The organism is Rhodococcus ruber, from assembly GCF_016804345.1.
Taxonomy (GTDB): domain Bacteria; phylum Actinomycetota; class Actinomycetes; order Mycobacteriales; family Mycobacteriaceae; genus Rhodococcus; species Rhodococcus ruber.
On sequence record NZ_CP044211.1, the window covers coordinates 1,261,608 to 1,287,374 of the forward strand.

Sequence of the window (25,767 nt, forward strand, 5' to 3'; positions counted from 1 at the left end):
ACCGGCATCCACGGCCCCCGCGTCCGGCGACCGGGGGCCGTGCTCGTCGCACACCCGCTCCGATAGGCAGCCATGACCTGCACCTCCGCGCTCGAAGACATCGTCCCCCTCTCGCCGCTTCAGCAGGGCCTGCTCTACCTCAGCACCGTCGCCGCCCCGGACGACGACACCCGCGCCGCCGGACCCGCCGATCCGGACGCCTACACGGTGCAGTCCGTGCTGCACCTGACCGGACGGGTGGACGAGGGCGGACTGCGTGCCTCCGCGCAGACGTTGCTGGAGCGGCATCCCGCCCTGCGTACGTGTTTCCGTCCCCGCAAGGACGGCCGCACCGCCGGGCTCGTCGTGCGCGACATCGAGGCACCCTGGCGCAGCGTCGATCTCACCGGTCTCGCGGTCGACGAGTCCGAGCGGCGTCTCGCGGCTCTGCTCGCCGAGGACCTGCGGGACTGGTTCGACCTCACCCGGCCGCCGTTGATCCGCTGGTTGTTCGTGCGGTTCGGGCCCGACGACGTGCGGCTGGTGCTCACCGCCCACCACATCGTCGTCGACGGCTGGTCCACCCCGATCCTGGTGCGCGAACTCCTCGAGATCTACGCCGCCGGCGGCACCGCCACCGGACTGGCACCGGTACGGCCGTACCGCGATTACCTCGCCTGGCTCGACCGGCAGGACCACGATGCAGCCCGCGCGCTGTGGCGCGAATCCCTCGACGGGCTCACCGAACCGAGCCTCGTCGCCCCACCGGGCGCCACCCGCGCCACCACACCCACCGCCGCGCTCGCCGTCGACGTACCGGCCGGGCTGCACGACCGGCTCACCGGCCTCGCCCGCGACGCCGGGGTCACCCTGAACACCGTCCTGCAGACCGGCTGGGCGCTGCTCCTGTCCGGACTTCTCGGCCGCGACGACATCGTCTTCGGCGCCACCGTCTCCGGGCGGCCGCCGGAACTGACCGGCGTCGAATCCATGGTCGGGTTGTTCATCAACACCGTGCCCGTGCGGGTGCGGCTCGATCCCCGCGCCACCGTCGCCGAGCTGCTGCGACAGGCGCAGCTGGCGCAGTCCCGCACCGTCGACCACCAGTACCTCGGCCTCGCCGAGGTCCAGCGCGAGACCGGCCTCGGGGAATTGTTCGACACCCTCACCGTCTTCGAGAGCTACCCCGTGGACCGGGACGCACTCCACCGGGCCCAGCGCGCGGGCGGGGTCACGATCGCCGCCGTCGAGGGCCGCGACGCCACCAACTATCCGCTCGTGCTCACCGCGGGCGTCGCCGAGACCCTCGTCATGACCCTCGACTACCGGCCCGGCGTGTTCACCGCGGACGACGCCGCCGCCCTCGCCGGCCGCCTCGTCCACATCCTCGGCACCCTCGCGGCCGCACCGGACCGTCCGGCCGCCGGGCTGGACCTGCTCACCGGCGCCGAGCGCAGCCGCGTCCTCGGGACGTGGTCCGTCGCACCGGCCGCTCACTCGGACGGCCCCGTCGCGGGGCTGCCCGCCTCCGTGGAGCCCGACACCCCAGCGGTGGTGTGCGGCGCCGACCAGCGCACCTTCGCGGAACTCGGAGTGAATTCGGCGCGGCTCGCGCGGCTGCTGATCGAACTCGGCGTCGGACCCGACGTGCTCGTGGGCCTGGCCCTGCCGCGCTCTGCCCTGACCGTCGAGGCCATCCTCGCGGTGCTCGCCGCAGGCGGCGCCTACCTGCCGCTCGACCCGTCGTACCCGGCGGAGCGGCTCGCCCACATGGTCGTCGACGCCCGTCCGAGCGTCGTGCTCACCACCGGCGCCGTCGCCGCGGAACTCGGAGCGTGCCTCACCGGCGCGCACGTCGTCGTGCTGGACGATCCGGACGTGCAGGCCCGGCTCGCCGCGCTGCCCGCCGCCGCGATCACCGACGCCGACCGTCGCCGGCCACTCCGCCCCGGCCACACCGCGTACGTCGTCTACACCTCCGGCTCCACCGGTCTCCCCAAGGGCGTCGTCGTCACCCATGCCAATCTCGCCGATCTCCTTGCCGCACAGCGAGAGACGATCATGCGGTCGGCAACGGGCACATGGCGGGTGCTGCTCACCTACCCGTTCGCCTTCGACTCGGCCGTCGCCGCTCTGACCTGGCTGCTGTCCGGGCACACCCTGCACGTGCTGCCCGACGAGCACCGCAGTGACACCGCCTTCGTCGTCGACTACGTGCGCACCCACCGCATCGACCACGTCGACTGCGTGCCCGTGCTGATGAGCGGACTGCTCGACGCCGGTCTGCTCGACGGCGCCGGACACCGGCCCGCCAAGGTCACCGTCGGCGGCGAGGCCGTCGGGTCGGTGCTGTGGCAGCGGCTCCGCGCCGCGGACGGTGTCGAGGCCTACAACTGCTACGGCCCCACCGAATGCACCGTCGACGCCGCCTACACCCGCATCGGCGGTGACACCGTCACCATCGGCGGCCCGACTCCCGGCACCCGGCTGTACGTGCTGGATCGGTGGCTGCGACCGGCACCGCCCGGTGTGGCCGGGGAGCTCTACGTCGCCGGCGGCGGTCTCGCCCGCGGCTACCTGGGACAGCCCGGCCGGACGGGGGAGCGGTTCGTCGCCGACCCGTTCACCGGGGACCGGATGTACCGCACCGGCGACATCGTGCGGTGGCTACCGGACGCGGTCGACACCGTGCGGTGGCTACCGGACCCGGTCGGCATCGAGCGGGGCGCCCTCGAGTACGTCGGCCGCGCCGACGACCAGGTCAAGATCCGCGGTTTCCGGGTCGAACTCGGCGAGATCGAGGCCGCTCTGGGTGCCGTGCCGGGGGTGCATGCTGCCGTCGTCGTCGCCCGTACCGACGCCCGCGACGTGCGCCGCCTGGTCGGCTACGTCACCGGCACGGCGGACCCCGGGGCCGTGCGCGCCGCCGTCGCCACCCGGCTGCCCGACTACCTGGTGCCCGCCGCGATCCTGCCGCTGCCGGCACTGCCGACCACCGCGAACGGCAAGGTCGACCGGAAAGCCTTGCCGGAGCCGGACTTCGGTGCCCTCGCCGGATCCGGTGCGCCCCGCACAGGCACGGAGGCGGCGCTGTGCTCCGCGTTCGCGGAGGTCCTCGGCCTCGACCGCGTCGGCATCGACGACGACTTCTTCACCCTCGGCGGGGATTCCATCGTCTCGATCCAGCTGGTGTCCCGCGCCCGTGCCGCCGACGTGCGGATCACCGCCCGTCAGGTATTCGAACTGCGCACCGTCGCCGCACTCGCCGCCGCCTGCGAGTCCGACACGGCCGACGCAGAGCCGGCGCGGCCCGTCGTGGCGGCCACCGGGATGGTCCCGCTCACCCCGATCGTGCGCGAAACGCTCGACCAGGGAGGGGATCTGCGGCACTTCGCGCAGTCCCGCCTGCTCGTCGCTCCGCCCGGGCTCACCGAAGCGCACCTCGTCGCCGCCGTCGGCGCGCTGCTGCGCACCCACCCCATGCTGCGCTCCCGTCTGACCGTGGCCGGAGAGGATGCGGAATGGGTGGTCCCCGAGCATGTTCCGGATCCCGAGACCGTGGTGCGCCGCATCGACGCGGCGGGCCTCGACGGCACGCGGTGGCATGCGCTGTTCGAGGCCGAACGTCACCGCGCCCTGGCGGAACTCGACCCCGCGGACGGGCGGATGATCCGGGTGCTGTTCCTCGACGCCGGTCCCGGCACCGCGGGACGGGTGTTCGTCGTCGTGCACCACCTCGTCGTCGACGGCGTGTCGTGGCGGATTTTGGTCCCCGACCTCGCGGCCGCCGTCGATCAGGCACGGCGCGGCACCGCGCCGGATCTCGATGCCGCCGGCACCTCCTTCCGGGACTGGGCGCTCGGGCTCACGGCGGCCGCCACGTCCGACAGCGTCGCGCAGTCCCTGCCGCGCTGGCAGCAGATCGCCGGCACCACCGAACCGCGGCTCGGTGCCCGTCCGCTGGACCCGGCACGCGACACCGTCGCCACCGCCCGGTCGCGCGAGGTACGGGTCCCCGTGGCGGTCACCGAGAAGGTGCTCACCACCGTCCCCGCCGCGTACCGGGCGGGCGTCGCGGATGTGCTGCTCACCGCCCTCGCGCTGGCTGTGACGTCGGTACGCGGCGGCGACCGGCTGCGCGTGCACCTCGAAGGTCACGGCCGCGCCGAACACGTCGTGCCGGGCGCCGACCTGTCCCGCACCGTCGGCTGGTTCACCACCCTGTACCCCGCCGTGCTCGACCTGTCCGGCATCGACCCACTCGAGGCCCTGTCCGGAACCGCCGCAACCGGTACCGCGCTCGCGCAGGTCAAGGAGTCGCTGCGCGCCCTGCCCGACGACGGCATCGGATTCGGGCTGCTGCGCCGGCTCGCCCCCGGGGGAACGCGGAACTTCCCCGGCTACCTTTCTCCCGACGTGATGTTCAACTACCTAGGCCGGATGACGCTGGGGGAGAACACCGGTCAGGCATGGTCCACCGCACCGGAGACGGGCGCGCTCGGCGGCGCCGTCGATCCCGGCACTCCGCTCGACCACGTCCTCGACGTCAACGCTGTCACCGAGGACGGCCCGGCCGGACCCGAACTCGTCTGTGAATTCACGGCGGCGGAGGTTCTCGACGAGGAAACCCTTACCCTTGTCGCCCGTCGCTGGGTGGCGGCCCTCGCCGCGCTGGCCCGGTACGCCGACACCCCCGGAGCCGGCGGTCCCACCCCGTCGGATCTGACCTACCGTGGGCTGACCGTTCCCGAACTGGCTTCGCTCACCACCGAACTCGGCCCGATCGACGACGTCGTGCCGCTGACGCCGTTGCAGCGCGGCATGTACTTCCTCGCCGGTCTCGACGGCGGCACCGGGACGGACGTGTACTCGATGCAGACCGTCCTCGATCTGCACGGTGATCTCGACCGGGACACCCTGCGCCGCAGCGCCGCCGCGTTGCTGAACCGGCACGCGATTCTGCGCACCGGGTTCCGCACCACCGCGGCCGGCAACCCGATCGGCGTCGTCCTCCGGGACCCGGGCCTGCGGTGGACGCACATCGACCTCACACCCGCCTCCGGCCCCACCCCGACCCCCATCCCCGGGGCCGTGGCCGAATGTCACATCGCGTCGGTTGGATCGACGCGATGTGACATTCGGCCAGCGGAGGAGCGCAGCGACGAGCTCGTGGCCGCGGACCGCGCCACGCGGTTCGACGTCGCGGCCGCGCCGCTGGTGCGGTTCACGCTCGTGCGTCTCGCGCCGGACCGGCACCGGTTGATCTTCGCCGCGCACCACCTGCTGCTCGACGGGTGGTCGTCGCCGCTGCTCGTGCAGGAACTGTTCACCCTGTACGGGGCAGGGGCCGATCCGGCGGCGCTGCCCACGGTCCGGCCGTTCACCGACTATCTCGCCTGGCTGGGCGACCGGGACACCGACGACGGGCTGCGGCGCTGGACCGAGGCGCTCGCCGGGGTCGAGGAAGCCACGCTGCTCACCCCCGCCGGCTCGTCGCTCGACGCCACGCTGCCCGTCGAACTCCCCGTGCCGGTACCGGCCGGACTGGCTGCGGGATTGCAGCGCCGCTGCCGCGAGCTCGGCGTCACCGTGAACACCGCGGTGCAGACCGCATGGGCGGTCCTTCTCGGCGCCCGGCTCGACCGCACGGACGTGACCTTCGGTGCCGTCGTCTCCGGCCACGTCCCGGACGTGCCCGGCATCGAGATGATGATCGGTCTGTTCATCAACACCGTGCCCGTGCGCGTCGCGCTGCGCCCCGGCGAGCCCACCGACGATCTGCTCCGCCGCGTCCAGGACGAGCAGAACCGGCTCCTCGATCACCAGTACGTCGGACTCGCCGACATCCAGCGCGCCGTCGGCGTCGGAGAACTGTTCGACACCCTCGTCGTGTTCGAGAGCTACCCGATCGACACCGACGCCCTCGCCCGGGCGCAGCGTTCCGGCGGCCTCGACGTCACCGACGTCCGCGGCCACGACGCCACCAACTTCCCGCTGGTGCTCGTCGCCGGACTCGACGACGAGCTCGCCCTCACCCTCGAATACCAGCGGGCGCTGTTCACCGCCGACGACGCCGAGGGGATCGGCCGCCGGCTCGTGCATATCCTCGAGCAGTTCGCGGGCGACCGACCGCGGTGCGTCGCGCAGCTCGACATCCTCGGTCCGGCCGAACGGGAACGGTGGCACGAGCTCTCGTCGACCGCTCCGGCACCGTCGAGCGGGCACGCCACCGTGCCCGACCTGCTCGCGGCGCAGATCGCCCGCACCCCGGACGCGACGGCCGTGGTGTGCGGGAACGAGCGCCTGACCTTCGCCGAGCTCGGCGCCGCCGCGGGGCGGCTGGCACGGCGGCTGATCGACGCAGGCGTCGGACCCGAGACGCTGGTGGGTCTGGCCCTGCCCCGCGCGGCCGAGACGATGGTCGCGATCTGTGCCGTGCACGCCGCCGGCGGCGCCTACGTGCCGATGGACCCGTCGTATCCGGCCGAGCGGCTCGCCCACATGATCGGCGACTCCCGGCCGCGGGTCGTGGTCACCGGCGGAGCCGTCGCGCACACGCTGCGACCGGTGCTCGGTGCAGTGCCGGTGCTCGATCTCGACGACGAGGCGGTCCGTGCCGACCTCGCGGTCCGTCCGGCCGCCCCCGTCACCGATCGCGAGCGAATCGCACCGCTGCGGCCCGAGCATCCGGTGTACGTCATCTACACCTCCGGCTCCACCGGACTTCCGAAGGGGGTGGCGGTCACGCACGCGAACCTGCTCGGCCTGTTCGACAGCCACCGCGCCGACCTGTACGTACCCACCGTGGCGGCGGCGGGCCGGCCGAGTGTGGGGGTCGGGCACGCGTGGTCGTTCGGGTTCGACGCCTCCTGGCAGCCGATGCTGTGGCTGCTCGACGGGCACACCGTGCACGTGTTCGACGAGGACACCGTGCGTGACCCCGAGGCGATGGCCGGATACGTCGCCGAACACGCCCTCGACTTCCTCGAGGTCACCCCGTCATTCCTCGACCGGATGGTCGCTGCCGGGCTGTTCGACGGCGAGCACCGCCCCGCCACGGTCGGATTCGGCGGTGAGGCCGTCAACCCGGCGCTGTGGCGGCGGCTGCGGGAACTGACCGACGGACGTGCGTTCAACCTCTACGGGCCCACCGAATGCACCGTCGATTCGCTCGTCGGGCAGGTCACCGACGCCGAGACCCCGTGCCTGGGCCGGGCCGTACACGGCGCCGCCGCCTACGTTCTCGACCGGATGCTGCGCCCCGTGCCGGTCGGCGCCGCGGGTGAGCTGTACGTCGCCGGATCCGGCGTCGGCCGGGGGTACCTCGGCCGTCCCGACCTGACCGGCACCCGCTTCCTGCCCGACCCGTTCGGTCCGCCCGGCACCCGCATGTACCGCACCGGCGACGTCGTGCGCCGGGTCCCGGCCGGCGACGGCCGGGTCACCCTCGAGTTCCTCGGCCGCGGCGACGACCAGGTCAAGATCCGCGGTTTCCGGGTCGAGCTCGGCGAGGTCGAGGCGGCGCTGACCGCGGTGCGCGGGGTGCGCGACGCCGTCGCCGTCGCCCACACCGACGACCGCGGCGTGCGCCGGCTCGTCGGCTACGTCGTACCCGACGGCGACGTCGACCCTGCCGTCGTGCGGGCCGTCCTCGCCGAGCGGGTCCCGGACTACCTGGTGCCGGCCGCAGTGCTCGTGCTGGCCGCGTTTCCCGTCACCGCCAACGGCAAGGTTGACCGGAAAGCGCTGCCGGATCCGGACTTCGGTGCGCTGGCCGGCTCGGGTGAGCCGCGCACCGAGCGGGAGGCCGCGCTCGCGGACGTGGCCGCCGAGGTGCTCGGCCTGGACCGGGTCGGCATCGACGACGATTTCTTCGCCCTGGGCGGCGACTCGATCGTCGCCATCCAGCTGGTCTCCCGCGCCCGGGCTGCCGGGATCCGGCTGACGGCCCGTCAGGTGTTCGAGCTGCGCACCGTCGCGGCCCTGGCCGCGGTCGACGAACCGGACGTCCCGGTGCCGGCGATGGCCGCGACGGGTGACGTGCCGATCACCCCGATCGTGTGGGAGGCCCTCGCCTGGGGTGGTGATCTCGCGCGTTTCTCGCAGGCCCGGCTGCTCGTCGCACCCGTCGGTCTCACCGCCGACGTGCTCGGAACGGCCGTCGCGGCGCTGCTCGGCACCCATCCGATGCTGCGGTCCCGGTTCGTCGTCGCCGACGGCGTGCCACGCTGGACCGTTCCCGAGGGCGCACCCGGCATCGAGACACTGGTGCGACGGGTCGACGTCACCGGCCTCGAGGACGAACGGTGGTCGGACCGTTTCGCCGCCGAGCGCGAATCAGCGTACGGGGCACTCGATCCGGAAGCCGGCGTGATGATGCAGGTGATCTGGTTCGACTTCGGGCCGGACCGCCCCGGCCGCGTGTTCGTCGCCGTGCACCATCTGGTGATCGACGGCGTGTCGTGGCGCATCCTCGTCCCGGATCTGGCAGACGCCGTCGAACAGGCCGGACGCGGCGAGACCGTCGCGCTGACGCCGCCCGGCACGTCGTTCCGGGCGTGGGCGACCGGACTCGCCGAGGCCGCGCGTTCCGAGCGGGTCAGGACCTCGCTGCCCGCATGGCAACCCGCGGTCGATGCGGTCGAACCACCGCTCGGCGCTCGGCCGCTCGACCCGGTCCGCGACACGGTCGCGGCGCTGCGCTCGACGCACGTGCGGGTCCCCGTGCCCGTCACCGAGGACGTCCTCGCCTCCGGGGCGGTGAACGAGGCCCTGCTCGCGGCGCTCGCCGTGGCGGTGGCCTCGGTCCGTGGCGGCGACGTCGTGCGCGTCGAACTCGAAGGCCACGGTCGCGAGGAGCAGATCGTGCCCGGGTCCGACGTCGCGCGCACCGTCGGATGGTTCACCTCGATGTTCCCGGTGGCGTTGAGTCTGACCGGCGTCGACCCCGAGGACGCCCTGGCCGGAGCGGCTGCCGCGCATGCGGTCCGCACGCGCGTCGCGGAAGCGCTGAAAGCGCTGCCCGACAACGGGATCGGATTCGGGCTGCTGCACCGTCTCGCCCCGGACCCTGCCTTCGACGACTATCGACGACCGCAGGTGGTGTTCAACTACCTCGGCCGGATGACGCTGGGGGAGGACACCGGCGCCCCGTGGTCCGGCGCGCCCGAGGCCGTCGCGCTCGGCGGTTCCGTCGACCCGGCCACCCCGCTCGACCACGTCCTGCATGTCGACGCCGTCGTCGAGGACACCGCGGAGGGTCCCGTACTCGACTGCGAATTCGCCGCGCCCGCCGAGGTGCTCGACGAGCACACCGTCGACCTCGTGGCCCGGCGCTGGGTCCAGGCCCTCGCCGCGGCCGCCCGTATCCCCGAACCCGTTGCACCCGAAAAGGAGTGACCACATGTCAGCACAGTCCGGCATCCTGGACCGCGAGACGATCCGCACCGACGTCGCGCGGCTTCTCGAGATCGAGGCCGGCGAACTCGATCCCGCAGTCAGCCTCGTCGACCAGGGCCTCGACTCGGTGCGCCTGATGGCGCTCGTGGAGCGGTGGCGTGACGCCGGCGCGGACGTCGACTTCGTCTCCCTGGCCACCGAACCGCAGCTCGAGGCGTGGTACGACCTGCTCACCCCGCGGTGACCCGGCCGTGGCCCTGATCGACAGGCTGGTCCTCGACGTCGACCCGCTGCGCACCAGCCGCGAATTCCGCTACATCTTCACCGCCCGGATCGTGTCGCTGTTCGGTATCGGCTTCCTCGTCGTCGCCGTGCCCCTGCAGGTGTATCGGCTCACCGGGTCCACCGCGCAGGTCGCCGCCGTGTCGGCGGTGCTCGGCGTGACCACGTTCGCCGCCACCTTTGCCGGCGGGGTGCTCGCCGACCGCTACGACCGGCGCCGGGTCATCGCGCTCGCGCGCGGCACGGCGGGTGTGGCGTTCGCGGTGCTCGCGGTCAACGCGTTCCTGCCCGATCCGAAGATGTGGGTCGTCTACGTGGCGGCGGTGATCGACGGTGTGTGCGGTGGCATCTCCGCAACGGCGCTGATGGCCGTCACACCGAGCCTGCTGCCGCGGGAGAAGATGGCCGCCGCCGGCGCCCTCATGGCGCTGACCGGCGACCTGGGCGCGATGATCGGGCCGGCGCTCGGCGGCGTCGTCATCGCGACCGGGGGCGTCGGGGTGGCCTACGCGCTGGCCGCGTTCACCACCGCGATCACGACCTTCTGCATCACCCGGCTGCCGGCGCTGCCACCGGCCCACGTCGCCGACGAGTCGCCGCTGCGTTCGGTGGCGAGCGGCTTCCGCTACGCGGCGGGAAACCGCGTCATCGGCGGCGTGCTCGTGTGCGGGTTCGTGACGATGCTGCTCGCCGGCTGGTCGGTGCTCGTCCCCGAGTACGCGACGGAGGTGCTCGGCGCGGGACCGTCGGTGGTCGGACTGCTCTATACCGCCCCGGCGGTCGGCGCGGTGATCGGCTCCCTCACCAGCGGCTGGACCGGTCGTCTCCGCCGGTCCGGACAGGCGATCTTCGTGCTCATGGCCGTCTCCGCCGCGGGGCTCGTCGGGGCGGGCCTCACCGCGACCGTCGCGGTGGCGCTGATCGGTCTGGCCGCGCACGGTTTCGGCGACGCGCTCACCGATATCGTCCGGTATGCGACGGTGCAGAAGCACACTCCCGACGAGTACCGCGGGCGTATCGCCGCGGTGTGGGCGGCGCAGGTCACCGCCGGCGCCTCCGTCGGCGCGGTGGTCGCGGGCGGTGTGGCGACGCTGGTGCCGATCTCCGCGGCGCTGCCCGCGTACGGCGCCGTCGGGCTGGTGGTCACCGCGCTGCTGTGGGCGGGCCTACGGACGCTGCGCCGGCTCGACGAGGGCACTAGCCTCGAGCGCGTCGTCTGAGTCCGTCCGGTCCGTGCCGCGATGAGTTCGGCGGAGCCGGCCGGTCTGTATCCGAGACAGCACGCCCGTCCGCGCGGACGGGGCAAGCCGAAGAGGAGTGGATGTCATGGGCAAGGTCACGGTCACCGAGTTCGTCTCTGCGGACGGCGTCATGGAGAACCCCGCGTGGACGTTCCCGTACTGGAACGACACGATCGCCGCGTTCAAGGACGGCGAATTGAACGAGGCGGACGCGTTGCTCCTCGGCCGCACCACCTACCAGGAGTTTGCCGCGGTCTGGCCCGATCATCCCGGCGAGGACGACGCGTCCAAGGCGCAGATGAACGACATTCCCAAACACGTCGCCACGACCACGCTCACCGAACTCGAGTGGAACGCGACCCGCATCGAGGGCGACGTCGCGGAGGGGATCCGCGCCCTCAAGGCCGAGAAGAACCTGCTGGTCATGGGGAGCGGCAGCCTCGTCGAGTTCCTGCGCAGTCAGGGACTCGTCGACGAGTACCGGCTCGCCGTCTACCCCGTGCTGGTCGGCTCGGGCCGGCGCCTGTTCGACTCCGTCGAGGCGCAGGCGACCCTCGACCTCCGCGACTGCAAGGTCCTCGACAACGGCGTCCTGCTGCTCGTCTACAGCGTGGTCTCCGACACCGTCGCCGTTCCGGACTTCGACTGACGGCGTACCCGCAGCCGAGGTCCGGCGCGAGCCGTTGTTTCGGGGCTCGGATGCGGGGAACCCGACGGCATGTCCACGTTCCGCACCCCCACGCCCCCGCGCAGCGACGGATGACGACCGGCGCTGCGCGGGCGCGGGACTACGACACCTGGTTCGACACCCCGTGGGGTGCCCACGCCTGGGCGGTGGAGCGCGACGCGGTCGACGAGGTCCTGCCCGACGTGGCCGGCCGGACCGTGGTCGAGGTCGGCTGCGGGACCGGCCGGCTCGTGAGCCATCTCGCCCACCGCGGTGCCCGAATGCTCGGTGTGGACCTCGCGGCGGGCATGCTCTCCGTCGCGACCGACCGGGCACCCGCCCGGCTCGTGCGCGCCGACGCCACTCGCCTGCCCGTGCCGGATGCCGTTGCCGACGCCGCCGTCACGATCGCGACCCTCGAATTCACCGACGCCGCGGCGGTGCTGGTCGAGATGGCCCGTATCACTCGCCCGGGCGGGCGCATCGTCGCGCTCACCCTCAACCCCACCAGCCCGTGGGGGTGGATCGATCGGCCCACCCGACGAGCGCCGTACTCGGCCGCACGCTACGTTTCTCGGCGAGAGCTGCGCCGCCTGGGCGGTCGACACGGCCGGGCCCAGGTGCGGGGCCGGTTGTTCACCGCGGCGCGGTTCGGGCATCGACTCGAGCCGATTGCCGCCCTGCCGGGCCGGATCGTCCCCTGGTTCGGGGCCGTCCAGATGCTCGTCGTCGACCGGGAGCTCTGAGAGACGGCCCGGCGCCGCGAAGACCCGAATTAGTGCAACTTCGGGGTTGCGGTTTGGGGAGAGAGATGCAACCCTGGAGTTGCACAAATCGTATCCCCGGACTGGAGGCGATCATGGCCCCGCTCGACATCACCCGCACCATCGACATCGCGGCCCCGGCCACCAAGGTATGGGCCGCACTGACCGAACCCGAACTGATCGCGCAATGGTTCGGCGACAGAATCGAATTCGACGCATCGCCCGGAGGCGCGGGCGCGTTCGGCTGGACGGGACACGACCACGGTCCCTTCCGCGTCCTGGTCGAGCATGTGGACGAGCCGAAGACGCTCGTCTACCGCTGGGCCCGCGACGCGAACGTGGACCCGGTGCCGGGTAACTCCACGGTGGTGCGGTTCGACCTCGCGGAGATCGACGGCGGCACCCGGCTGACCCTGGTGGAAACCGGCTTCGAGGAGCTCGTCGACCCGCAGGCGGCCCACGACGGCAACGTCGACGGCTGGCGCGCCGAACTCGGCGATCTGGTGGAGTTCCTGGAATCCCGGTGAACGATGTGGCGAAGGGAGTTCCGGCGGTGCTCGCGGTACTGGCCGACGAAACCCGCTGGAACATCCTCACCGCGATCGGCGCCGAGGACCTGTCCGCGAGTGCGCTCGCGGAGCGGCTGCCGGTCAGCCGTCAGGCGATCGCGAAGCACCTGACCGTCCTCGCCGACGCCGGGCTCGTGGAGTCGTTCCGGATCGGGCGGGAGATCCGCTACCGGGCAATCGGAACCCGGCTCGGCGAACTGGCCGGCGAGCTGGACTCGATCGGACGGCAGTGGGACCGTCGCCTCGAGGCGATCAAGCGCATCGCCGAGCGACCCGGCTGACCGCACGAGCGGGCCGCGCGGTGCCGTCGAGGGGGTGCCCATCGGCACCCTCGGGGTGGTGGTACCGAGCGCCGTCGGCGCCGACCCTGTAGTGGTCCGCGGAGGGATCTGCTTCCTCCGGTCGAGTACCACTGGAGGGCAGGTCGATTCATGGCGTCGAACGGCGAACGCGGGATCCGGCAACGGGTCCTGCAGTTGGTGACCACAACGGGAGCGGCGACGGCCCTGATCGTGGGCGGGTTCTCGTCTCCGGTCGTCGCCACCGGCTTCGCCTCCACGACCGGTGAGATCCCGCCCGGCCTCGAACCGTTCTACACCCAGCAGGTCCGGTGGGAGTCGTGCGACGGCTACAGCACCGACGGGTCGGACCTGGTCGGGGCCGGGCTCGAGTGCGCGCGGGTGACCGTGCCGATCGACTACGAGAGCCCCGAGGGCGATACGGCGCAGGTCGCCCTGTCCCGTTCGCGGGCGACGGGAGAGAAGATCGGATCACTGCTCGTCAACCCGGGCGGACCGGGAGCCTCCGGGCTCGGGACGGCCGTCGTCGCCGACGGCACCGAACTCGCCGAGCGGTTCGACGTCGTCGGATTCGATCCGCGCGGAATCGGGGCGTCGACGCCGCGGATCGACTGCCTGACATCCGAGGAGACCGACGCGTGGCGGCAGGATCCCGTGGTGGACATGACCGCCGAGGGCATTGCCCGGGCCGAGCAGAAGAGCCGGGAGTACGCGGCGCGCTGCGCCGAACGCACCGGCACCGACGTGCTCGCACACGTGGGCACCCGCGACGTGGTGCGGGACATGGACGTCATCCGGGCCGCGCTCGGCGACGCGGGATTGAACTACCTCGGATACTCGTACGGGACCCGGCTCGGCTCGGCCTATGCGGAGGCGTTCCCCGGCAACGTACGCGCGATGGTGCTCGACGGGGCGCTCGATCCACAGCAGGACCCCGTCGAGGAGGCGGTGCGGCAGGCCGCCGGCTTCCAGCAGGCATTCGACGCGTTCGCCGCGAACTGCGCGACCCGCGAGGACTGCCCCCTCGGCGCCGATCCCGCGGCCGCGGTCGCGCGGTTCCGCTCGCTGGTCGATCCCCTCATCGACCGTCCCGCGGCCACGGACGATCCGCGGGGACTGAGCTATCCGAACGCGATCAGCGGTGTCGTCGCCACCCTGTACTCGCCGCAGGGCTGGGAGTACCTGCGGACCGGACTCACCGAGCTGGAGCAGGGCCGGGGCGACACGCTGCTGCTGCTGGCCGACATGTACGAGGGCCGGTTCGCCGACGGCTCGTACTCGAACTCCGGCGAGGCGATGGCGGCTGTGCGGTGCGTCGACGACGCCGCCGTGACCGACCCGGCGGTGGCCGGTGAACTCGACACCCGGTCCCGTGCAGCGGCACCGTTCCTCGACGACGGCCGCGGCACCGGCAACGCGCCGCTCGGTGCGTGCGCCTTCTGGCCCGTGCCGCCGACGGGAGATCGGCACGCCGTGGAGGTCGACGGCCTGCCCCCGATCGTCGTCGTCTCCACCACCGAGGATCCGGCGACGCCGTACCAGGCGGGGGTGGACCTGGCGAAGCAACTGGACGCGGTGCTCGTCACGTACCGCGGAACCCAGCACGGGGTGGTGCTGAGCGGCCAGTGGTGCATCGACCTGCCTGTCGCACGCTACCTCGTCGATCTCGCTGTGCCGGAGGGGGATACGACATGCTGAGCCGTACCGGATCCGATTCGTCGGGACGGACGGTCAGGGCGTCCGCGGCGGCCACCGCGGGCGGGCATCGCGAATTCGGAGCCGAACGTCAGGGTTTCCCGAGCCTGCTGCCGGCTGCGCGAGTCGGTGTCGAGTCGTCCGACGGGCGGGGAACCGCCTCGCCCCTGACGAGAGGACTGCGAAGTCGTGAAGGTTCTGAACACGAAGCTGGGCAAGGTCGCGGCGACCGGGACGATCGCGTTGGCGGCGGTGGGCGCCGGCGCCGCGAGCGCCGAGGCGTCCCCGATGCAGCACCAGCAGCAACAGCCGCAGCCGGCCCCGCAGCGGCCGGCCCCGCAGCATCAGCAGCCCGGGTCGCAGGGGCACGGGTTCTGGCTGTTCGACCGGTGGGTGCCGCTGCCGTGGTGACGACGGTGCCCGCGTGAGGGCGCGCAGCGACCGTGCCGTTCCGGCGCGGTCGCTGCGCCTCGCGCCCACGCTCGTCGCCGCGGCTCCGAGTCGTCGCCGGGCCCCACCCTCGGCCGACCTGGCAGACTCGATCGGGAAGGCGACGAGGAGACAGACGGTGACAGAAACGGTGGACGGCGCTGACGACGTGCAGCTGAGGCAACCACGACTCGAGCCCGCGCAGCTCCACCTGGACCCGCCGCAGATCGCGCTCCAGCGGGAGTTCCGCCGCGTCCTGATGGTCTACAAGTTCGGCATCGACGAGATGATGACCAAGATCAACATCCTGCGGGAGGAGTTCGGCTTCGCCCACGACCACAACCCGATCGAGCACGTCAAGTCGCGGCTGAAGACCCCCGAATCGGTCGTCGAGAAGGCCGTCCGCAAGAACCTGCCGCTCACCCTCGACGCGATCCGCGACAACATCTACGACATCGCGGGCATCCGCATCACCTGCAGCTTCGTCTCCGACGTCTACCGGATCTTCGACCTGATCACCGGGCAGCACGACATCCGGGTCGTCCAGGTCAAGGACTACATCGCGTGCCCGAAGCCCAACGGATACCGGAGCCTGCACGCGATCGTCGAGGTCCCCGTCTTCATGTCCGACCGCGTGCAGCCGGTGTTCGTCGAACTGCAGATCCGCACCGTCGCGATGGACTTCTGGGCCAGCCTCGAACACAAGATCTTCTACAAGTACGACAAGGCGGTGCCCGTCGAACTGCTCGACGAACTGCGCGCGGCGGCCGCGACCGCCCGCGACCTCGACGTCCGGATGGAGGCCCTGCACGACCAGGTGCACGGGCCCGACTCGTCGCCCTGAGCGGCCTGCGGCCGAGCGAATGTATCGCCCGCCGGCGCTGAGGAGGGGGACGATACATCCGCTCGGCCCGAGTCGCTCGGCCCGGCTCAGGCGTCGTGCTCGGTGAAGTCCCGGTCGTGGTCGGTGGTGCGGCCGTACCCGGTCTCGGTCATGCCGTGCCGCCAGTAGCCGATGACGAGGGTGGACCGGCGGTCGAAGCCGGCCTCGTGGCGCAGGTAGCTGCGCATCCGCAGCACGGTCTTCGATTCGGCCGACACCCACGCGAATCGCTTCAGTTCGCCGTCGGGGATCGGCACGGCGGTCGCCGCGTCGGTCAGGTGCGTGGTGGTGCCCGCGGGGGCGCCGTCGCGGTGCACCCAGCGGATCTCGATGTCGGCGGGGGAGCGCAGGTCCTGGTGTTCGCCCTCGTCGGCGACCTCGACGACGGCGGTGCCACGGGCGCCCTCGGGGAGGCGTTCGAGCATGCGGCCGATCGCGGGCAGCGCCGTCTCGTCGCCGACGATCAGGTACCAGTCGGCCGGGGGCGCGACGATCCCGCCGCCGCCGGCCGCCGCGAGGCGATCGCCGGGACGGGCCCGCTCCGCCCAGGCACTGGCCAGGCCCTCGTCGCCGTGCCGGACGAAGTCGACGTCCATCTCGGCGGCCGCGGGGTCGAGTCGCCGCACGGTGTAGGTGCGGACCTGCGCCTTGAGCGTGGGGTCGGGCCACTCGAGGCGCCGGCCGCCGGTGTTGACGGGCAGGTCGAGGTCACCGTTCGCGCGCGGGAAGATCAGCTTGATGTTGGGCACCCGGGTCGGGTCGCTCGCGTAGACCTCGACGCCGCGTCCGGCGAACGTGACGCGGCGCATGCGGGGGGTGATGTCCTCGACCTTCGCGACTTCGATGACGCTGGGCAGCAGCCCGTCTTCGTTCGACATACCCCACACCTTAGGTGAGCCTTTCCAATCTAGGTGGGGTCGGGTTGTTCCGCAGGCCGGTTCGGCATCGTGGCGGCCGTCACGGCCAGGGCCACCGCGGTCACGAGAAGGGCGACGAACACCGACGCCACCGCGTCGGCGAGCTGCTCCGGCGCGAGCGGTCCCGAGCCGGCGACGTCGTGCGCGGCCGCATTCGCCAGTGCCCCGAAGACCGCGACCCCGACGGCGCTGCCGATCGAGCGGGCGAACGAGTACGCCCCCGTCACCACCCCACGCTCGGCCCACGTCACGCTCGACTGCGCCGAGATCAGCGCCGGGCTCGCGATCAGGCCCATCCCGAGACCGACGAGTACGCAGCACCCCGCGACCTGCCACACCGGTGACCGCTCGTCGAGCAGCGTCAGCAGACCGGTGCCGGCCAGCACCGGGACGGAGCCGATCATCGCGGTGTTGCGGAACCCGATCCGCAGGTAGAACCAGCCGGAGCGCGCCGCCGCGAGCGGCCAGCCGATCGTCATCGTCGACAGGGTGAATCCCGCCACCAGCGCCGTGGTGCCCAGCGACCCCTGCACGAACGCCGGCACGTAGGAGGTCAGGCCCAGCACCACGGCGCCGACGAGAGCAGCGACCGCGCTGCTGGTGAGCACGACGCGGCGGGCGAAAACCCACGGCGGCAGGATCGGCTCCGCCGCGCGTCGCTCCACCCACACGAACAGCAGCAGCAGCGTCGCGGCGGCCGCGAACACCCCGACGCTCGGCGCCGACGCCCACGCCCAGGCCTGCCCACCCTCGAGCAGACCCAGGATCAGCAGTCCGGAGCCCGCCGCGAGCGTCGCGGCACCGGCCCGGTCCACCGGCCGCCGCGGCCCGGAGGGCCGTGACTCGGTGAACGCCCTCAGCAGCACCGCCACGGCCAGCGCGCACAGCGGCAGGTTGATCCAGAAGATCCACCGCCACGACACGAAGTCGGAGAAGACCCCGCCCACGGCGGGGCCGACGATCGCCGACATGCCCCACACGCTCGCGAGGTAGCCCTGGGCCTTCGCGCGTTCGGCGACGGTGTAGATGTCGCCGGCGATGGTCTGCGCCATCGGCAGCACGGCCCCCGCGCCCAGTCCCTGTACCGCGCGGAACGCGATCAGGGCCGGCATGCTCCATGCCAGCGCGCACAGCGCCGAGCCCAGGGCGAACAGCGCGATCCCGAACACCAGCACGGGTCTGCGCCCGTACACGTCCGACAACTTGCCGTACACCGGCACGAGCACGGCCTGGGTGAGCAGGTAACTCGAGAACAGCCACGGGAACTGCGTGAAGCCACCGAGGTCCGCGACGACGGTCGGAACGGCGGTGGCCAGGACGGTGCTCTCGAGTGCGACGAGCGCGGTGGCGAGCATCAGGGCCGCGAGAATCGGTCCGCGTTCCGAGCGCAGACCCACGTCGATCCGGGGTGCCGCCGACATCACGCTCCTGTTCGGGGTGGGGTTCCGGTCACGATCATTGTCGTCGTGAACGATCCCGGGATCGGGCGGGGGTGCCGTGCAGGTCCGGGCGGCGCACTAGGGTGGCACCGTGCGTCCATCACTCGAGTCCTACCCCCACCTCGCCGGCGGCAAGGTCCGGGACCTGTATGTCATAGACGACGAGCACCTGCTCCTCGTGGCCAGCGACCGGATCTCGGCATACGATCACGTGCTCGACACCCCGATTCCCGACAAGGGCCGGGTGCTCACCGCGATGAGCGTGTTCTTCTTCAACCTGCTCGAGGTGAACCATCACCTCGCCGGTGAGCCCGACGACGACCGCATCCCCGCCGAGGTCCTCGGCCGCGCCCTCGTCGTCAAACGGCTGAAGATGGTGCCGATCGAGTGCGTCGCCCGCGGCTACCTCACCGGATCGGGCCTGATCGACTACCGGAGGACCGGTGGGGTGTGCGGCGTCCCGTTGCCCGACGGCCTCGTGGAGGCCAGCCGGCTGCCCGATCCGATCTTCACTCCCGCGAGCAAGGCCGAACTCGGCGACCACGACGAGAACATCACCTTCGACGAGGTCGTCGACAAGGTCGGCCAGGATCTCGCCGTGAAGCTGCGCGAGGACACCCTCGACATCTACGGCCGCGCCGCGATGTACGCGGCGGACAAGGGCATCCTGCTGGCCGACACGAAGTTCGAGTTCGGACTCGACGGCGCCGGGCACCTCGTCCTCGCCGACGAGGTGCTCACCCCGGATTCGTCGCGCTACTGGCCCGCCGAGGGGTACGAGCCGGGCAAGGTGCAGCCCAGCTTCGACAAGCAGTTCGTGCGCGATTGGCTGACGAGTCCCGAGTCCGGATGGGACCGCACCTCCGACACCCCGCCGCCGCCCCTGCCGCAGCACATCGTCGACGCCACCCGTGAGAGGTATATCGAAGCCTACGAACGGATCTCGGGTCTGTCGTTCTCCGACTGGCTGGAGCCGAGCGCATGACCGCGCCGATCGCCAAGCGGGTGCCGTCCGAGCGGGTGCATCACGGGCACACGTTCGTCGACGAGTACGAGTGGCTCCGCGACAAGGAGAACCCCGAGGTCATCGCCCACCTCGAGGCCGAGAACGCGTGGACCGAGAAGCAGACCGCGCACCTGGCGCCCTTGCGGGAGAAGATCTTCGAGGAGATCAAGTCCCGCACGCAGGAAACCGACATGTCGGTGCCCACCCGCATGGGGGACTGGTGGTACTACGCCCGGACCGCCGAGGGCAAGCAGTACAGCATCCAGTGCCGCTGCCCGATCTCCGACCCCGACGACTGGAATCCGCCGGAGCTGGCACCGGGTGTGGAACTGCCCGGGGAGCAGGTGCTGCTCGACGGCAACGTCGAGGCCGCCGGGCACGAGTTCTTCTCCCTCGGTGCGTTCTCGATCAGCCACGACGGGACGCTGCTCGCCTACTCGGTCGACGTCGTCGGCGACGAGCGCTACACGCTGCGGTTCAAGAACCTCGGCACCGGTGAGCTGCTCGCCGACGAAATCCCCGGGACCGCACCCGGCGCGACGTGGGCGATCGACCACAGCCACATCTTCTATCTCACCGTGGACGAGTCCTGGCGACCGGACACCGTGTGGCGCCACCGTCTGGGTACGTCCCACACCGAGGACGTCCGGGTCTTCCACGAGCCCGACGAGCGGTTCTGGGTGTCCGTGGGCACCACCCGCAGCGAGAAGTACCTGATGATCTGGGTGGGATCCAAGATCACGACCGAGGGGTGGGTCCTCGAATCCGCCGACCCCACCGGCGAGTTCCGGGTGCTGCTGCCGCGGCGCGAGGGGGTCGAGTACGGCGCCGAGCATGCCGTCGTCGGCGGCGAGGACCGGTTCCTGGTCATGCACAACGACGTCGTCGAGGTGGTGGACGACGCGACGGGTGAGATCACGCGCGAGAAGGCGGAGAACTTCGTTCTCGCCGAGGCACCCGTGGACGATCCGTCTGCTCTGCGCACTCTGATCGGGCACCGGCACGACGTGCGCCTCGAGGACGTCGACGCGTTCGCCGGGCATCTCGTGCTCGGTTACCGGCGGGAGGCGCTGACCCGGCTCGCGGTGTGGCCGCTGACCGCCGACGGCTACGGCGAGCTGACCGAACTCGAGTTCGACGAGGAACTGTTCGCCGTCGGTCCGGGTGCGAACCCGGAATGGCACCAGCCGATGCTGCGGCTCGGGTTCACGTCGTTCATCACCCCCAGCCGCGTCTACGACTACGTCGTCGACTCCGGAGAACTGTTGCTGCGCAAGGCCCAGCCGGTGCTCGGTGACTTCGATCCGTCGGACTACGAGCAGCGCCGGGACTGGGCGGTGGCAGAGGACGGCACGCGCATCCCGCTGTCGATCGTGGCCCGCAAGGGTGCGCCCGCGAATGCGCCGGTGCTGCTCTACGGGTACGGGTCGTACGAGGCCAGCATCGACCCCGGCTTCTCGGTGGCGCGGCTGTCGCTCCTCGACCGGGGGATGGTCTTCGCGGTGGCCCACGTGCGGGGCGGCGGCGAGATGGGCCGGCACTGGTACGAGAACGGCAAGACGCTGGCGAAGAAGAACACCTTCACCGATTTCGTCGCCTGCGCCCGGCATCTGATCGACACCGGCGTCACCCGGCCCGACCGCCTCGTCGCCGACGGCGGCAGTGCGGGCGGACTGCTCATGGGTGCGGTGGCGAACCTCGCGCCGGAGTTGTTCGCCGGGATCCTCGCGAACGTGCCGTTCGTCGACCCGCTCACCTCGATCCTGGACCCGTCGCTGCCGCTCACGGTGATCGAGTGGGACGAGTGGGGCAACCCCCTCGACAACCCCGAGGTGTACGAGTACATGCGCTCGTACAGCCCGTACGAGAACGTCGAGGCGAAGGACTACCCGGCGATCCTCGCGATCACCAGCCTCAACGACACGCGGGTGCTCTACGTCGAACCGGCCAAGTGGGTGGCCAAGCTGCGCGCGACGAAGACCGGCGACGCGCCGCTGCTGCTCAAGACGGAGATGAGCGCCGGCCACGGGGGCGTGTCCGGCCGGTACGAGAAGTGGCGCGAGGTCGCCTTCGAGTTCGCGTGGGTCCTCGAGACGTCGGGCGCATATCGTCCCTGAACGTTGTTGTGGCCCAACGCCCTGGTGGCCCAACGCCCTGGTGGCCCAACGCCCTGGTGGCCGAATGCCTGGTGGCCGAATGTCACATTGCGTCGATGTCATCGACGCAATGTGACATTCGGTCCACGGGCGGCTCCCCGGGGCGACCACTCGTTCAGCGCGGGGCGTAGCGGATCTGCGGACGGCCGGCGCGACCGTACTCGGTGTGCCGGGCGGCGACGCCGTCGTCGGCCAGGCGTTCGAGGTACCGCCACGCCGTCACCCGCGACACGCCCACTGCGCTGCCCACCTCGGCGGCCGTCAGCGGGCCCGACGCCTCCCGCAGACACCGGGCGACCGCATCGAGAGTGTGGGGCGCGACGCCCTTCGGGGACGACGCACGCGGATCGGAGGTCCGCAGCGCCGCCATCGCCCGGTCGATGTCGTGCTGGCCGGCGGCCGCGCCGGACGCGCCGAGCGCCTTGCGGTAGGCCAGGTAGTGGTCGAGCTTGTCGCTCAGGGCGGCGAAGGTGAAGGGCTTGAGCAGGTAGAGCACGATGCCCCGGGCGACGGCGGTGCGAACGACCTCGAGGTCGCGCGCGGAGGTCACGGCGATGATGTCCGGGCTCGGCTGGATCCCGCTCAGCGCCGCCGCGACGTCGAGGCCGCTCATGTCGGGCAGCCCGATGTCCAGCAGCACCAGATCCACCGGCTCACCGGCCTTCGCGGCCTCCGCGACGGCACGCAGCGCGTTCCGGCCGGTGCCGGCGACGGCGACGACCGTGAACTGCGGCAGTCGATCGACGTACGCGCGGTGGGCGTCGGCGATGCGAGGCTCGTCCTCCACGACGAGGACGCGAATCACGGTGCGCCGCCTGCGTGCTCGGCCTGCAGGGGGATCTCGGCGACGACCATCGACCCCAGCGACGGCTCGGTACGCAGGGTGCCGCGGTGCCGCGTCACCACCTGCGCGACGAGGGCCAGCCCCAGGCCGTGGTGGTCTGCCTTCGTGGAGTAGCCCCGCGTCATGGCGCGGACGAGGGTTTCCGGCGACATCCCCGGTCCGCTGTCCGCCACTTCGACGATCATGTTCGAATCATCCTGTCGTATCGTCACTTCCACCCACGGTTCGTCGACGGCCCGGGCGGCGTCGATGGCGTTGTCCACCAGATTGCCGACGAGTGTCACCAGGTCGCGGGTGCCGAGGGGGGTCGGGCCCAGCGCGGTGTCGTCGGTGACGGTCAGTTCGACGCCGCGTTCGGCGGCGTCGTTGATCTTCCCCAGCAGCAGGGCGACGAGTGCGGGTTCCTGCACCGACGCGGTGAGCCGGTCGATGAGCTGCTGCGACAGGCGCAGTTCCTCCGTCGCGAACGCGACCGCCTCCTCGGGGCGTCCCAGTTCGACCATCGTGACGATGGTGTGCAGCCGGTTCGCCGACTCGTGTGCCTGTGCGCGCAGCGCGTCGGCGAAACCGCGGACCGAGTCCAGTTCGCCCAGCACCGTACGTAGCTCGGTGCGATCCCGCAACGTCGTCACCGTGGCGATCCGCCGGCCCTCCCACTGCACCGGGCTGCGGTCGACGACCAGGACGCGGTCCTCGGTGAGAAGTACGTCACCGCGGGCGTCCGCGTCCGGGCCGGCCACCCGCAGCGCCTCGGGCAGATCGTCCGTCGTGACCGGGCCGTCGCCGAGACCGAGGAGGCGCCGCGCCTCGTCGTTGACGACCTCCACGCGGGCGGGGTCGTCGGTGCCGATCACGATCAGGCCCTCCCCGATCGCGTGGAGGACCGCGTCGTGGTGCTCGTAGAGCCGGCGCAGTTCGTCCGGCGCGAGTCCGAGGGTCTGGCGGCGCAGGCGCCGGCTGACGAGCACGGCGCCGGCCGCGGCGACGGCCAGGGCCGCGGCCGACAGACCGAGTAGGGCGGGCAGCCCGCGGGCGAACTGGTCGGCGACCCGCGCGCGGGTGACGCCGACGGAGACGAGACCGACGACCTGCCCGCCGTCGAGGATCGGCGCCACGGCCCGGATGGACGGGCCGAGCGAACCGGCGTAGGTCTCGGTGAACGCCGTGCCGTCGAGCGCAGCGTCGATGTTGCCGCTGAACGGCAGACCGATCATGGCGGGATCGGTGTGGGTGTACCGGGTGCGGTCCGGCGCCATCACGACGATGAAATCGGTACCGGTCGCCTCGCGGATCCGTTCGGTGCGCGGCTGCAGCACCGCCGTCGGATCCGGCGTCCGCAACGCCGCGGCCGTCGAATCGGAGCCCGCGAGAGCCTCGGCGATGCCGAGGACGGTGCGGCGGGTGGCGTCGTCGCTGTCGCGGCGTTCGTCGATCCCGACGAGGACGGTGCCTGCGGCGATGACCAGGGCGAGCACCGCCAGCTGCAGCACCAGCAGCTGACGCGCCACGCTCATCGACGGCCGGTGCGCGGTCGGCGGCACGGGCGTACTCCTTCCGGATGCCGGTGGGTCCGCCTCGTGAGCGCGACATCACCTGAACGAAATGAACGCAACCTTCACCGGGTGAGGCTGCGACACCACCATTTCTATCAGGAACGTGACCGCGATCACGAAGCCCCCGAACCGCCCATCCGAGAGGATCCGCCATGAGCACGTCACCAGACTCCCGGGCACCCGGCGCCACGCCACCGGCCCAGCGCAGAGACCGCACGCACTGGCTCTACGTCGGTGTCATCGTGGCAGTGGTGGCCGGCGTCCTCGTCGGCTGGCTCGCCCCGGACGTCGGCAAGTCGTTCGGCGTCCTCGGCACGATGTTCGTCGACCTCATCAAGATGATGATCAGCCCGGTCATCTTCTGCACGATCGTCCTCGGCATCGGCTCGGTGCGGGCCGCTGCCAGCGTCGGCAAGGTCGGCGGCCTGGCGATGGTGTACTTCCTCGGCATGTCCACCGTCGCGCTGGGCATCGGCCTGGGGGTGGGCAACCTGCTCGATCCGGGCAGCGGCCTCAACCTGTCCCCGGAGGCCGCCGGCGCCGGCGCCGCGCTGGCCGACAAAGCCCATGCCGCGGGCGGGACCATGGACTTCGTCGCGTCGATCATCCCCACGTCGCTGCTGTCGGCGCTGACCGAGGGTAGTGTGCTGCAGACCCTGTTCGTCGCGCTGCTGGTCGGCTTCGCGCTGCAGGCACTCGGCAAGTCCGGCGAGCCGGTCCTGCGCGGCATCGGCTACGTGCAGAAGCTCGTGTTCAAGATCCTGTCGATGATCCTGTGGCTCGCTCCGATCGGTGCCTTCGGCGCCATCGCCAACGTGGTCGGGCAGACCGGTCTCGGCGCGGTCGTCCAGCTCGGCACCCTGATGATCGGGTTCTACCTCACGTGCGTGCTGTTCGTGTTCGGTGTGCTCGGCTCCCTGCTGCGGATGGTGGCCGGGGTGTCGATCTTCAAGCTGGTCAAGTACCTGGCCCGCGAGTACCTGCTGATCTTCGCGACGTCCTCGTCCGAGTCCGCGCTGCCGCGGCTCATCGCGAAGATGGAGCATGTCGGGGTCGAGCGCACGACCGTCGGTGTCGTCGTGCCCACCGGCTACTCGTTCAACCTGGACGGCACCGCCATCTACCTGACGATGGCCTCGCTGTTCATCGCCGACGCGCTCGGTTCGCCGCTGTCGCTGGCCGAGCAGCTCTCCCTGCTGGTGTTCATGATCGTCGCGTCGAAGGGCGCGGCCGGGGTGAGCGGGGCGGGCCTGGCCACGCTCGCCGGCGGCCTGCAGAGCCACCGTCCGGAGCTGCTCGACGGCGTCGGCCTCATCGTCGGCATCGACCGGTTCATGTCCGAGGCGCGCGCGGTCACCAACTTCTCCGGCAACGCCGTCGCCACCCTGCTGGTGGGAACGTGGACCGGAACCGTCGACCGCGGTCGCGTCCGCGACGTCCTCGCCGGCCGTATCCCGTTCGACGAGGAGACGATGGTCGACGACGGCCACGGCCCGGCCGACGCGAAACCTGCCGTCGTGGTCGAGGAGGCGAAGGTCCTGGCGCGCGCCTGACGCGGTACCGCTCGCGGAATCCACTGTGGCCGAATGTCACACCGGGTCGATCAGATCGAACCGGTGTGACATTCGGCCACACGCACGCGCGA

General features: G+C 71.6%; 17 protein-coding genes. 13 read left to right on the forward strand and 4 right to left on the reverse strand.

What is annotated here, in order from left to right; all coding sequences use genetic code 11:
• Positions 1-72: 72 nt before the first annotated feature.
• The 10 genes from F1734_RS05895 to F1734_RS05940 all read left to right on the forward strand — a co-directional run bounded on the left by F1734_RS05895 (position 73) and on the right by F1734_RS05940 (position 16,168).
• A complete protein-coding gene (locus F1734_RS05895) occupies positions 73-9,378 on the forward strand; it encodes a non-ribosomal peptide synthetase (protein WP_203011430.1) in 9,306 nt (3,101 codons plus the stop codon).
• A gap of 4 nt (positions 9,379-9,382) precedes the next feature.
• The gene (locus F1734_RS05900; protein WP_059174903.1) at positions 9,383-9,622 is read left to right on the forward strand and encodes a phosphopantetheine-binding protein; all 240 of its coding nucleotides are present in this window, start codon (positions 9,383-9,385) and stop codon (positions 9,620-9,622) included.
• Between the two features lie 7 nt (positions 9,623-9,629).
• Positions 9,630-10,880: an enterobactin transporter EntS gene (gene entS, locus F1734_RS05905; protein ID WP_048772614.1), complete on the forward strand. Its 1,251-nt coding sequence runs from the start codon at positions 9,630-9,632 to the stop codon at positions 10,878-10,880.
• Between the two features lie 106 nt (positions 10,881-10,986).
• On the forward strand, positions 10,987-11,550 hold the full coding sequence (locus tag F1734_RS05910; protein WP_010593780.1) for a dihydrofolate reductase family protein: 564 nt from the start codon (positions 10,987-10,989) through the stop codon (positions 11,548-11,550).
• 110 nt (positions 11,551-11,660) lie between these two features.
• On the forward strand, positions 11,661-12,314 hold the full coding sequence (locus F1734_RS05915) for a class I SAM-dependent methyltransferase (protein ID WP_010593781.1): 654 nt from the start codon (positions 11,661-11,663) through the stop codon (positions 12,312-12,314).
• A 113-nt stretch (positions 12,315-12,427) separates the two neighbouring features.
• Positions 12,428-12,859, forward strand: a complete 432-nt coding sequence (locus F1734_RS05920; RefSeq protein ID WP_010593782.1) for an SRPBCC family protein — start codon at positions 12,428-12,430, stop codon at positions 12,857-12,859.
• Positions 12,856-13,182, forward strand: coding sequence for an ArsR/SmtB family transcription factor (locus F1734_RS05925; protein ID WP_017680600.1), 327 nt, complete (start codon positions 12,856-12,858; stop codon positions 13,180-13,182). Before F1734_RS05920 ends, F1734_RS05925 begins: the two co-directional genes overlap by 4 nt.
• 150 nt (positions 13,183-13,332) lie before the next feature.
• Positions 13,333-14,898 (forward strand): alpha/beta hydrolase, encoded by a 1,566-nt coding sequence (locus tag F1734_RS05930; protein WP_040273982.1) that lies wholly within the window; start codon positions 13,333-13,335, stop codon positions 14,896-14,898.
• A 186-nt stretch (positions 14,899-15,084) separates the two neighbouring features.
• Positions 15,085-15,306, forward strand: a complete 222-nt coding sequence (locus F1734_RS05935) for a hypothetical protein (RefSeq protein WP_017680602.1) — start codon at positions 15,085-15,087, stop codon at positions 15,304-15,306.
• A 193-nt stretch (positions 15,307-15,499) separates the two neighbouring features.
• Positions 15,500-16,168, forward strand: coding sequence for a GTP pyrophosphokinase (locus F1734_RS05940; protein WP_371851025.1), 669 nt, complete (start codon positions 15,500-15,502; stop codon positions 16,166-16,168).
• 86 nt (positions 16,169-16,254) lie between these two features.
• Here F1734_RS05940 and F1734_RS05945 read toward each other — a convergent pair whose 3' ends face one another.
• The gene (locus F1734_RS05945; protein WP_017680603.1) at positions 16,255-17,085 is read right to left on the reverse strand and encodes a siderophore-interacting protein; all 831 of its coding nucleotides are present in this window, start codon (positions 17,083-17,085) and stop codon (positions 16,255-16,257) included.
• A gap of 29 nt (positions 17,086-17,114) precedes the next feature.
• Complete coding sequence (locus tag F1734_RS05950) at positions 17,115-18,545, reverse strand: MDR family MFS transporter (protein WP_040273984.1); 1,431 nt, start codon at positions 18,543-18,545, stop codon at positions 17,115-17,117.
• 109 nt (positions 18,546-18,654) lie between these two features.
• Here F1734_RS05950 and F1734_RS05955 point away from each other — a divergent pair, with 109 nt between their 5' ends.
• Both F1734_RS05955 and F1734_RS05960 read left to right on the forward strand, forming a co-directional pair.
• Positions 18,655-19,548: a phosphoribosylaminoimidazolesuccinocarboxamide synthase gene (locus F1734_RS05955; RefSeq protein ID WP_010593789.1), complete on the forward strand. Its 894-nt coding sequence runs from the start codon at positions 18,655-18,657 to the stop codon at positions 19,546-19,548.
• Positions 19,545-21,686 carry a S9 family peptidase gene (locus F1734_RS05960; RefSeq protein ID WP_017680606.1) on the forward strand — a complete coding sequence of 714 codons (2,142 nt, stop codon included), beginning with the start codon at positions 19,545-19,547 and terminating at the stop codon, positions 21,684-21,686. Before F1734_RS05955 ends, F1734_RS05960 begins: the two co-directional genes overlap by 4 nt.
• A 154-nt stretch (positions 21,687-21,840) precedes the next feature.
• On the opposite strand, the gene F1734_RS05965 is transcribed toward F1734_RS05960, so the two are convergent.
• Both F1734_RS05965 and F1734_RS05970 read right to left on the reverse strand, forming a co-directional pair.
• On the reverse strand, positions 21,841-22,530 hold the full coding sequence (locus F1734_RS05965; protein ID WP_203011431.1) for a response regulator: 690 nt from the start codon (positions 22,528-22,530) through the stop codon (positions 21,841-21,843).
• On the reverse strand, positions 22,527-24,110 hold the full coding sequence (locus tag F1734_RS05970; protein WP_420803905.1) for a sensor histidine kinase: 1,584 nt from the start codon (positions 24,108-24,110) through the stop codon (positions 22,527-22,529). The genes F1734_RS05965 and F1734_RS05970 overlap by 4 nt, the downstream gene beginning before the upstream one ends.
• 164 nt (positions 24,111-24,274) lie before the next feature.
• Between F1734_RS05970 and F1734_RS05975 the strand changes: the two genes are divergently transcribed.
• Positions 24,275-25,675: a cation:dicarboxylate symporter family transporter gene (locus tag F1734_RS05975; RefSeq protein ID WP_026137724.1), complete on the forward strand. Its 1,401-nt coding sequence runs from the start codon at positions 24,275-24,277 to the stop codon at positions 25,673-25,675.
• Positions 25,676-25,767 lie beyond the last annotated feature (92 nt).

Bases quoted from the DNA above. Each gene is read 5' to 3' on its own strand.
- F1734_RS05910 (WP_010593780.1), top strand. From the start codon at position 10,987: ATGGGCAAGGTCACGGTCACCGAGTTCGTCTCTGCGGACGGCGTCATG.
- F1734_RS05960 (WP_017680606.1), top strand. From the start codon at position 19,545: ATGACCGCGCCGATCGCCAAGCGGGTGCCGTCCGAGCGGGTGCATCAC.
- F1734_RS05900 (WP_059174903.1), top strand. From the start codon at position 9,383: ATGTCAGCACAGTCCGGCATCCTGGACCGCGAGACGATCCGCACCGAC.
- F1734_RS05950 (WP_040273984.1), bottom strand. From the start codon at position 18,545: ATGTCGGCGGCACCCCGGATCGACGTGGGTCTGCGCTCGGAACGCGGA.
- F1734_RS05975 (WP_026137724.1), top strand. From the start codon at position 24,275: ATGAGCACGTCACCAGACTCCCGGGCACCCGGCGCCACGCCACCGGCC.
- F1734_RS05930 (WP_040273982.1), top strand. From the start codon at position 13,333: ATGGCGTCGAACGGCGAACGCGGGATCCGGCAACGGGTCCTGCAGTTG.
- F1734_RS05920 (WP_010593782.1), top strand. From the start codon at position 12,428: ATGGCCCCGCTCGACATCACCCGCACCATCGACATCGCGGCCCCGGCC.
- F1734_RS05945 (WP_017680603.1), bottom strand. From the start codon at position 17,085: ATGTCGAACGAAGACGGGCTGCTGCCCAGCGTCATCGAAGTCGCGAAG.
- F1734_RS05895 (WP_203011430.1), top strand. From the start codon at position 73: ATGACCTGCACCTCCGCGCTCGAAGACATCGTCCCCCTCTCGCCGCTT.
- F1734_RS05915 (WP_010593781.1), top strand. From the start codon at position 11,661: ATGACGACCGGCGCTGCGCGGGCGCGGGACTACGACACCTGGTTCGAC.